Source organism: Acinetobacter sp. UBA6720 (assembly GCF_002454215.1).
Classification (GTDB): Bacteria; Pseudomonadota; Gammaproteobacteria; order Pseudomonadales; family Moraxellaceae; genus Acinetobacter.
The window spans coordinates 40,454-49,108 of record NZ_DKIK01000198.1 but is presented as its reverse complement, the minus strand read 5'-3'; the positions used below and the strand labels follow the sequence as shown (position 1 = coordinate 49,108).

Here is an 8,655-nt window from a genome sequence, read left to right as displayed (position 1 = left end):
ACTGCAACCATTTCAAACATTTGTGGTGTTTCTCAGTCGATTGAACCAACATTCCAAAACTTATATGTAAAATCTAACCTATCAGGTGAGTTCACTGTGATCAACCCGTACCTCGTACGTGCGTTGAAAGACCGTGGTTTGTGGGATTCTGTGATGGTCAATGACCTGAAACACTTCGAGGGTTCAGTTCAGAAAATTTCGCGTATTCCTGAAGAGCTTAAAGCCATCTTCGCGACTGCGTTTGAAGTTGAGCCACGCTGGATTGTGGATGCTGCATCACGTCGTCAAAAATGGATTGACCAAGCACAATCTCTAAACCTTTACATCTCTGGTGCAAACGGTAAGAAACTTGACTTGACCTATAAAATGGCTTGGTTGCGCGGTTTAAAAACGACGTATTACCTCCGTGCTTTAGGTGCAACATCTGCTGAGAAATCAACCATTAACACGGGTGCATTGAATGCAGTAAAACCTGCAACTGTAACGGCAGCACCTGTTGCCGCAGTTGCTCAGGAAGTTAAACCAGAAGTGGTTGCTGAAGATGAAGGCTTCGGTCAAGCAGCTCCTGTGCCTATGGCATGTTCAATTGACAATCCAGACTGTGAGGCTTGTCAGTAATAACCTCCCCTAACCCCTCCTAAAAGGAGGGGAATTACACCAAACTTATTGAGGTGTAAAGTCCCTCTTTCATAAAGAGGGATTTAGGGAGATTAGAATTCTTGGATTAATTATTTAAATAATTAATTCAACTCAAAGGTAAAGTAATTCCTACTATCAACCCTAAGAGACAAATTTTAGACATAAAAAAAGGGAATCTTCCTACAGATCCCCTTTCCAGTCTAAGAAGCGAGTTCTTCGACATATTGCTTCGCAAAAAGCAGGTGAATAATCGCCTGATCTCGCAATATCGTCAAGGACTTTTAAGTAACAACTGTCCAACATATATGCGAGGTAAAGCAAAATGACAGTTTATTCTGTAAGTTATGACTTAAATAAAGAAGGTCAAAATTACAAAGATTTAATCGCTGAGATTAAAAGTTTCAACGGTTATTGTAAGGTAATGGATTCATATTGGTTTGTTTGTTCTAAAGGTAATGCTTCCACAGTATCAGAAAGACTTAAAAAACATATGGACAACAATGACTCTTTATTAGTTATGGAAACCTCTACCAATCGACAAGGTTGGTTAAATAAAGATATCTGGGAGTGGCTGAAGCAGCATCAAACTACTTCAGCTTAGTACAGATAAAAAGGAAATTACCATGCTCCATATGACACATAACTACATGTTAGGTCTTACAGCCTTGGTGCTTTCCTTTGTGGTTTTGTTTTACATGCCAATCGCCTATTTTTGGGTGAAAGTCAATCAAGCTAAAAAGCGAAAGCAAAATAAGTCATGAGAATCATGCTCTAGACATCATTTTAGAGTAACGATTGGCAAAACTTAATTTTGCTTTCACAAATTAAGCGTATAGTAGGACATCTCAGCTTTGCTGGATGTCAATAAAAGATATAAAGCAACGTAGAGAGAATTGATATGTCTATCCTAAGTTGGGACGATTTCGAAAATGATTCGCAAAAACCGGCTGCACCTGAACACAAGTCTGCGCCCGTCGAACCGCAAAAAGCGGCTAATCCGCAGATGGTATCTACTGCAGAGCAACCACAGAAGAATGTGGCAACTACACAATCCGCTTCAGCCCCTCGAAGCGGATCAACAAATCCAGCCGATCCGTTGGCAAGAGCATCTCACGCCTTAGAAAGCTTAGATGTTGCTCCAGGTCTAGAAGAACTAGAAATGGGTGCGCAACGTGTACAAGTTGACGACAAAGCGATGATTAACTGTCGTGCTGACCTCAACCAACTTGTACCGTTCAAATACGAATGGGCTTGGCAGAAATATCTAGATGGTTGTGCAAACCACTGGATGCCACAAGAAGTAAACATGAACCATGACATCGCGCTTTGGAAGTCTGAAAATGGCTTAACTGAAGATGAGCGTACCATCGTCATGCGTTCTTTAGGTTTCTTCTCAACTGCTGACTCTTTGGTTGCCAACAACTTAGTACTGGCAATTTACCGTCACATTACTAACCCTGAATGCCGCCAGTACATTTTGCGTCAAGCGTTCGAAGAAGCAATTCACACACATGCTTACCAATACTGTATCGAATCTTTGGGTATGGATGAAGGTGAAGTCTTCAACATGTACCGCGAAGTACCAAGTGTTGCACGTAAAGCAGCTTGGGGCCTCAAATATACTCAGTCTTTAAGTGACCCTTCGTTCAAAACAGGCACACCTGAAAACGATCAGATTTTGCTTCGTAACTTGATCGCATTCTACTGCGTACTGGAAGGAATTTTCTTCTACTGTGGCTTCAGCCAAATCTTGTCAATGGGCCGTCGTAATAAGATGAATGGTGTTGCTGAGCAATTCCAATACATCTTACGTGATGAGTCGATGCACTTGAATTTTGGTATAGATATGATTAACCAAATCAAGATTGAAAATCCTCACCTCTGGACAGCCGAATTCCAAGAAGAAATCATTCAAATGATTCTTGAAGGCACGATGCTTGAAATTGAATACGCACGTGACACGATGCCACGCGGTGTATTGGGTATGAATGCAGCAATGATGGAAGAATACTTAAAATTCATTTGTAACCGTCGTTTAGCGCAGCTTGGTTTACCAGAGCAGTTCGCTGGTGTGAACAACCCATTCCAGTGGATGTCTGAAATGATGGACTTACGTAAAGAGAAGAACTTCTTCGAAACACGTGTAACGGATTACCAAACGGGGGGAGCTTTGAGCTGGTAAAATAAAACAGCTATTAAAGTTTTCTTAAAAAAATAGAGCCTCTTGGCTCTATTTTTTTAAGTATAAAATCCAATGCTTATCTTTTAATAAACATTTCTAATATCAAGTACCCCATTTAGATTTTTCTGCATAAAGCTCAACCAATAACACAGATAGAATTTCATCATTCAATATAAATAGATTTTAAAATACCGCCCAACTCAACTCTAAATAAACTTGTAATAATCAAGTTTTAACAAGGCCACCAAAATAGACTTTCCTTTTGGAGGAATTTCACAAAAAGAACAATGGTTTTCTTGTGAGCCCTTAAACTATCAAATAAAAGTTTAAGAGTATTAAATAAGTCTTGAAATAAATACTATATTTTGAAAGAACTTAGGTAGCAAAAGCATTGAATTTTACATTTTAGAAATTGGTTCCATTAAAAAATAAAACATTTTTATGAATTCTGAATTCCTTTTGGCAACATTAAACATTCAGCCAATAAAAAAGCCCTTAAACATTGAGTTTAAAGGCTTTTTTAGATTCCGACGGATTACTTCGGAAAGAATTTTGGGGTGGCGTCAATTGAACAATTACAATAAGATACTGTTTTAAATTATGTTTTTAAATTAATAAATAAAAGGGATACATAAGGGGATACAAATTCATCCCCCTTAGCTCTTCATAAACAAGAGGCAATATAGTTAGAATTTAATTATTTTGTTCTAACAACACTTGTTTAACTACTGTCCATTTGGAATCTTCAAGAGCCAAAATATATCGAAATTTATTAGCTGGAAAATTATTCCCTCCATCTTTTCCACCATACTTTACATCTGCATAATTCCTACTAATGAACTCCAACTGACCGTCACCTACCTTCTTCATAGATTCAATAAAACGGTAGTTTGTAAAAGCACTTCCGCTTTCCCAACTTTCTTCATTGTTATCACCTAAAGCATCATCGCTAGTCACTAAAAATGGTCGAGATGTTGAGTATCTTGATACTTCTGAGATATATGATGAAAGTGTTCCTGACCCCCCTTCACAACCTTTGTCACCACTCCAAAGCACGTAATACGTTGAACCTGTATACTCTTTTTCTGGTGGATATATATTAGCAATGTCTTCTATCTCAATAGAGCTAGTAGAGCAAGCTACAGCATTAATATATTGATTCATCATTTTTCGAATAATTTGCTTATCTTGCAATTCATTTGCAAAAGCATTAATTGAACAAAATCCAACTAAACCAATCAAAATTTTCTTTAACATGACACCCTCAAAACATCTCAATAAAAATGTGTTTTTTCAAATTTTTGACTGACATTTATAAACAAAAAAACATTAATATTCAATAACAAAAAATCTTAATAAAAAAGTAAAGCTTTCAAAAACCCTCCTACTCTACTTATCTTTTTATGGACTAAAAAATGTCAGGTTTTGTCATGTTCTGTAGGGTGTTTGGAAAGTCCAAAAATATTATATAAACCAATCTATTTACATAATGCTCCGAAAACTCTTTTTTATGGATTCCTAAAATTTGAAACAGATAAGGTTTTTCTGATATCTAACGTGTGTAAAAATTCTCTTTCTTTAATCACTCCAAAAAATAAAAGGAACGGTAAGATTTCGGCAAGGTTTTATCGGCATCTATAGATAGCCGAATACTCCCAATACGGCAAGATTTTATTGGAATCTATTACGCACTGTAGTTCCATTGAAGCATTGTCTTTTTTATAGAGTGGAAGTGCTTTCAATTTGAACTCAAACTACTCAAATTCAGTAAGGTCTTCCCGACTTTACTACTCTATTGATTATTTCTGATTAACAACTGTGAATTTATGGACACGTTAGGAATAAGGTTTTTCGTCAGTCAATGACCACAAGATTACAACTAGATTTATTGAATATTCTTTAGGACTGAAAAACTTATCTTTTATGGACTCTAAAAATTATTATTTTTATAGAATCACAAATGACAAAACCGACAGAACTATTTAAGTAATGTCAGTTTTGGCAGTGCTACTTTATTGAGTTGTAAATTTTTGGATTAATCAAATAGCGTTTACTGGGTCGCCCACCCCTTTCAGTTGATTCAATTTCTTGCTCATTCAGCCAACCATAATCAACTAATAATTCAAGGGCATCATTTACAGTATTTAACTCGTTTAAACCTTTCCAATTTTTACGATGTACATCCCTCGCACTAAATCCATCCATACGCCATGATTCATTGTGATTTAGCTTCTTTAGTTTGATTGCCAATGCACTCGCTTTAAACGTAGCTGAGTGTAAAACCATGCCATAGATGCGCCGTGCATGGCTTTCTAAGTAATCACACCATTTAATCGCCATCTCTACACAATTCAGACTTACACCGCCAACACTTACACCTAATTGAACCGAATCTATAAGATGAAAAATTAAAGCTAAAGCGGGCATCAATTTGCCGAACTTAGATAAATGCTCTTGAATGATTGTATGTTCTTCATTGGGTATTGTTTGGCTATTTAGCTTTGTTGACCACGTTTTATAGGCTTGCTGTGCTTCTGCTGTAAAACGAAAATAAGGTCTAGCATTGAACTCATCACTTGGTTTTGCACCCAGCTTCGTAAGTTCATATTCATTTAACTCATCAAGCTGTTTGAATAGGTTAAATACTGCTTCTTTGGCAACTTTATCGCTTTTCTTATCTGCATATTGCCATTCGGCTAAATCAGGATAAATGAGCAATTGAAACCGCTGTAATAAACCATCATTGCCCATACCGTGAATAGTCTTTTCTAAATAGCTCATTAGCTTGTCAGGCTGAATACCCCCCAATACTGATAAGCAGTGATTTTGAATATATCCTGAACCCCGTGTGATACGGTCAAACTGATATGAGCCTGTACCGTTCCATCCTTCTAGATAAAATGCTCGTCCTGTATCAGTATCATTTTGATCTAATGAACTGAGTAAGCCTATGAGTTCATCACGGATGACCAAAATACCGTTTGGATTACTTCGTTCTAAATCTGCTAATGCTTCGGGAGATGAATCATTAGTGAAGTATCGTTTCAATATTGGTTTATGATTTGCATCTGTTTGCATGTCTGCAATGTCTTTAGCCAATTTTAATTTTTCATTTTCCTCTTTTGCCTTATCTAGTTTCTTAGCCAGTTCTTTTTCAGCAGACTTGAACATTATCGCTTTAGCAATATTATCCTTTTGCTCAAGTTCGAATTGTTCTTTTGCCTGTAATACCAGTCTATCTAAATGCCTAGTTCCTGCACTAATTGCGGGTGACTTTTTACTACTTGGTGGCGCAATTATTCCGCCCCATAAATTAGGCACGATTGAATAATCATCTAACTGTTTAGGCTTAATTGCGACTCTTGCACCTATCAATGCACCTAATGAAGTCAGTAAGCACACAGCGACTAAATCAAAAGTCATGTTATCTGCTCGTTTTGCTTCATCTGCACAATATTTATAAACATCGAGTGGAAGCATATCCTCCGTGATTTTCTTCACAGGCAATAATTCAGATTTAATTTGTTTTGGTTCTTTCCAATGTTCTTGAAATACTGGTAATTCTTCGATGGCATTATCTATAAATGCTTGTACATCTTGCACCATTTCATATTGGGTAAATTCCATGAAACTTCCATCACTTCGATATTTGTCTATAAGTTGTACTTTTTGGCTTTGTGTTACTTCAAACAATAGTTCTTTATTCTGTGGTCGCGTTGGTATGTATAGCTGTTTATATCCAGCATTCCATAATTGTTTTACGACCAGTTCCATTGCATTGACATCATTTTGTTTTAGCGCTCTATTATTTGTTTTACACATATCGGGCAATACTACTAAAACAACGGCATACGTAGTTCTTGCGACACTAAAAAATTCTTCTAATTCGCGCGCGATTATAACAGGTCTGTCCTTATGCAATCGCCCATAATATGCAAACCCTTTAGCTAATCTACCATCAGGAAATATTTGAACTGGCTGTTTATCCTGAAGTACCGCACACTGAATCAAAGTTAATTGCCCATTATAAATAGGCAATATCATGGGGTGTTCATATTTCATGCCATTGATATCAATTACAGCATTATCAACATAGATGGGTTGTTTAGGGCTACCGTATGATTCGATAACAGGGTGACGCATAAATGCGCCGTCCTGTGGATTAAGTCTTATACAATTTGCTAATATGTCTTTAGGCTGTTCTAGGCTTGGGTATTCTTGAAATGCGCTCATTTATACCCCCTTAAATTTTGCTAATTACTAAATCTAAAATAGAACACAACATTATAAAAATGATGCCGTAGCCAATACCTTGTAATAAATCTTTGACAATAGTTTTCATGCGTCCACCTCATTTGAATCTTGAGTAAGGTTCTGCATTTTTGATTTATGCCATTCAATGATTTGCATATAGTCGAAATAGACTGGCGACTGGCGTGAAGTTCCCACCTTAATTTTTTTGGGGAAGTCAGGGTCTAATTTAATAATGTTGTTGAGGGTTTCACGGCTTACATCAAGGATTTGGCAAGCTGTTTTATATGAAATTCGAACTGGATATATAACCATTTTTGCACCTGTATGCGTTAACTTGATAGGCACATCAAAACAAATTAAATATCAGCTAGGGTAAGTGGGGTAAATCAAAAAAATACCCTAGCTTTGGTAGGTAGGGTATATATAAATCAATAACTTAATTTGGGTTATTTTTTAAAATTTTTATCTCGTTGAGGTGACCAAGATTTCAATGGGGATGTAATTTCTCTAATTTTTGATGCTGAACTATTTTGTTTTCCGACATCATAATTAGTATTTAGTTTTAACCAAATATTTGCTTTATTGGTATGACTATCTTCTTCTTTAGGATTTGTTATATAAATTGATTCCCATAATTTTATTGCTAATACTAAATCAGGTGCGTAGCTATCATCTCTCGCATAATCAAAAATTTGTTCCAAAAGAGAACTTTCCTCATTTGGCTTTATCACTTTTAGCTTATTAATTTCAATATCTTTATCAACAATAATTTTTTCTAATTCATTTATTCTAAATTTTAAATTTTTCTTTTCATTATCAGAAATACTTTTTGCATCTTCATTAAATCCCTTAATAATAATTTCAGAATCAAATAAGTATACTCTTAAATCATCAGCATCAATTGAATGATTAACTTCTTTTAAGTCCCCTGATTTAATTGCAGAATATATGAATTTTTGAGCCATACCAAATTTATCTAAATCAACTATACCTGCTGGATTTTGTTCAGAAACAATACAAGCACACTCTGTTGAATTTAATGAAGGTTGCTTAAATAAGTAAAATTTATAATCTTTTTTTCTTTGATTGTTTGGTTTATCTTCATGTATATCTAAATAGTTTATTGATGGCTTCAAATTTTCAAGGTTGAGTTCTACCAACGGCTTGAAATTATAAATTTCTTCTTTGAGCCAATAATAGCTATGAACTTTATTTCTCGTTTCCTTTAAACCATCTTCACCAGTCAGCCAATACAAACGTAAATCATCAACTAATGTTCTAATTACTTCAAAAGTTTCTATTTCATATATTCGCCAAAATTCATCTGTTTTATATAATCTTAGTTCAGTAGCTATATCATAGTATCCTAAAAATGTGCCTATATCTTCCCAATCATGTTTATCCTCATTTTTAAGAAGTTTAATAATGTCCCATACTTTAAAGTATTCTTCATCTATTTTAGCTTTTTCTCTTGATAATAAACTCATATTGCCTCCCACAGCATCCCTTAAAAATAGCTAAGCCAATCGAATTGGGTATTCGACTTTCACTCCGTCGAGCTAGGCTTAACAAATTAAATA

The 8,655-nt window shown here is 35.6% G+C and carries 6 protein-coding genes and 1 pseudogene; 3 read left to right on the top strand and 4 right to left on the bottom strand.

Annotated elements, in window-relative coordinates; all coding sequences use genetic code 11:
* The 3 genes and pseudogenes from B4F08_RS16740 to B4F08_RS16730 all read left to right on the top strand — a co-directional run.
* A pseudogene (locus B4F08_RS16740) lies at positions 1–618 on the top strand (ribonucleoside-diphosphate reductase subunit alpha); the annotation flags it as partial.
* A gap of 343 nt (positions 619–961) precedes the next feature.
* A complete protein-coding gene (locus B4F08_RS16735; protein ID WP_125280048.1) occupies positions 962–1,240 on the top strand; it encodes a hypothetical protein in 279 nt (92 codons plus the stop codon).
* 297 nt (positions 1,241–1,537) lie between these two features.
* Positions 1,538–2,821: a ribonucleotide-diphosphate reductase subunit beta gene (locus B4F08_RS16730; RefSeq protein ID WP_110975947.1), complete on the top strand. Its 1,284-nt coding sequence runs from the start codon at positions 1,538–1,540 to the stop codon at positions 2,819–2,821.
* A 693-nt stretch (positions 2,822–3,514) separates the two neighbouring features.
* Here the strand turns inward: B4F08_RS16730 and B4F08_RS16725 are convergent.
* The 4 genes from B4F08_RS16725 to B4F08_RS16710 all read right to left on the bottom strand — a co-directional run bounded on the left by B4F08_RS16725 (position 3,515) and on the right by B4F08_RS16710 (position 8,562).
* A complete protein-coding gene (locus B4F08_RS16725; protein ID WP_291375461.1) occupies positions 3,515–4,078 on the bottom strand; it encodes a hypothetical protein in 564 nt (187 codons plus the stop codon).
* 750 nt (positions 4,079–4,828) lie between these two features.
* The gene (locus tag B4F08_RS16720; protein WP_291375460.1) at positions 4,829–7,054 is read right to left on the bottom strand and encodes a YfjI family protein; all 2,226 of its coding nucleotides are present in this window, start codon (positions 7,052–7,054) and stop codon (positions 4,829–4,831) included.
* A 105-nt stretch (positions 7,055–7,159) separates the two neighbouring features.
* Positions 7,160–7,387, bottom strand: coding sequence for a transcriptional regulator (locus B4F08_RS16715; RefSeq protein WP_291375459.1), 228 nt, complete (start codon positions 7,385–7,387; stop codon positions 7,160–7,162).
* A gap of 134 nt (positions 7,388–7,521) precedes the next feature.
* The gene (locus B4F08_RS16710) at positions 7,522–8,562 is read right to left on the bottom strand and encodes a hypothetical protein (RefSeq protein ID WP_291375457.1); all 1,041 of its coding nucleotides are present in this window, start codon (positions 8,560–8,562) and stop codon (positions 7,522–7,524) included.
* Between the last annotated feature and the right edge of the window lie 93 nt (positions 8,563–8,655).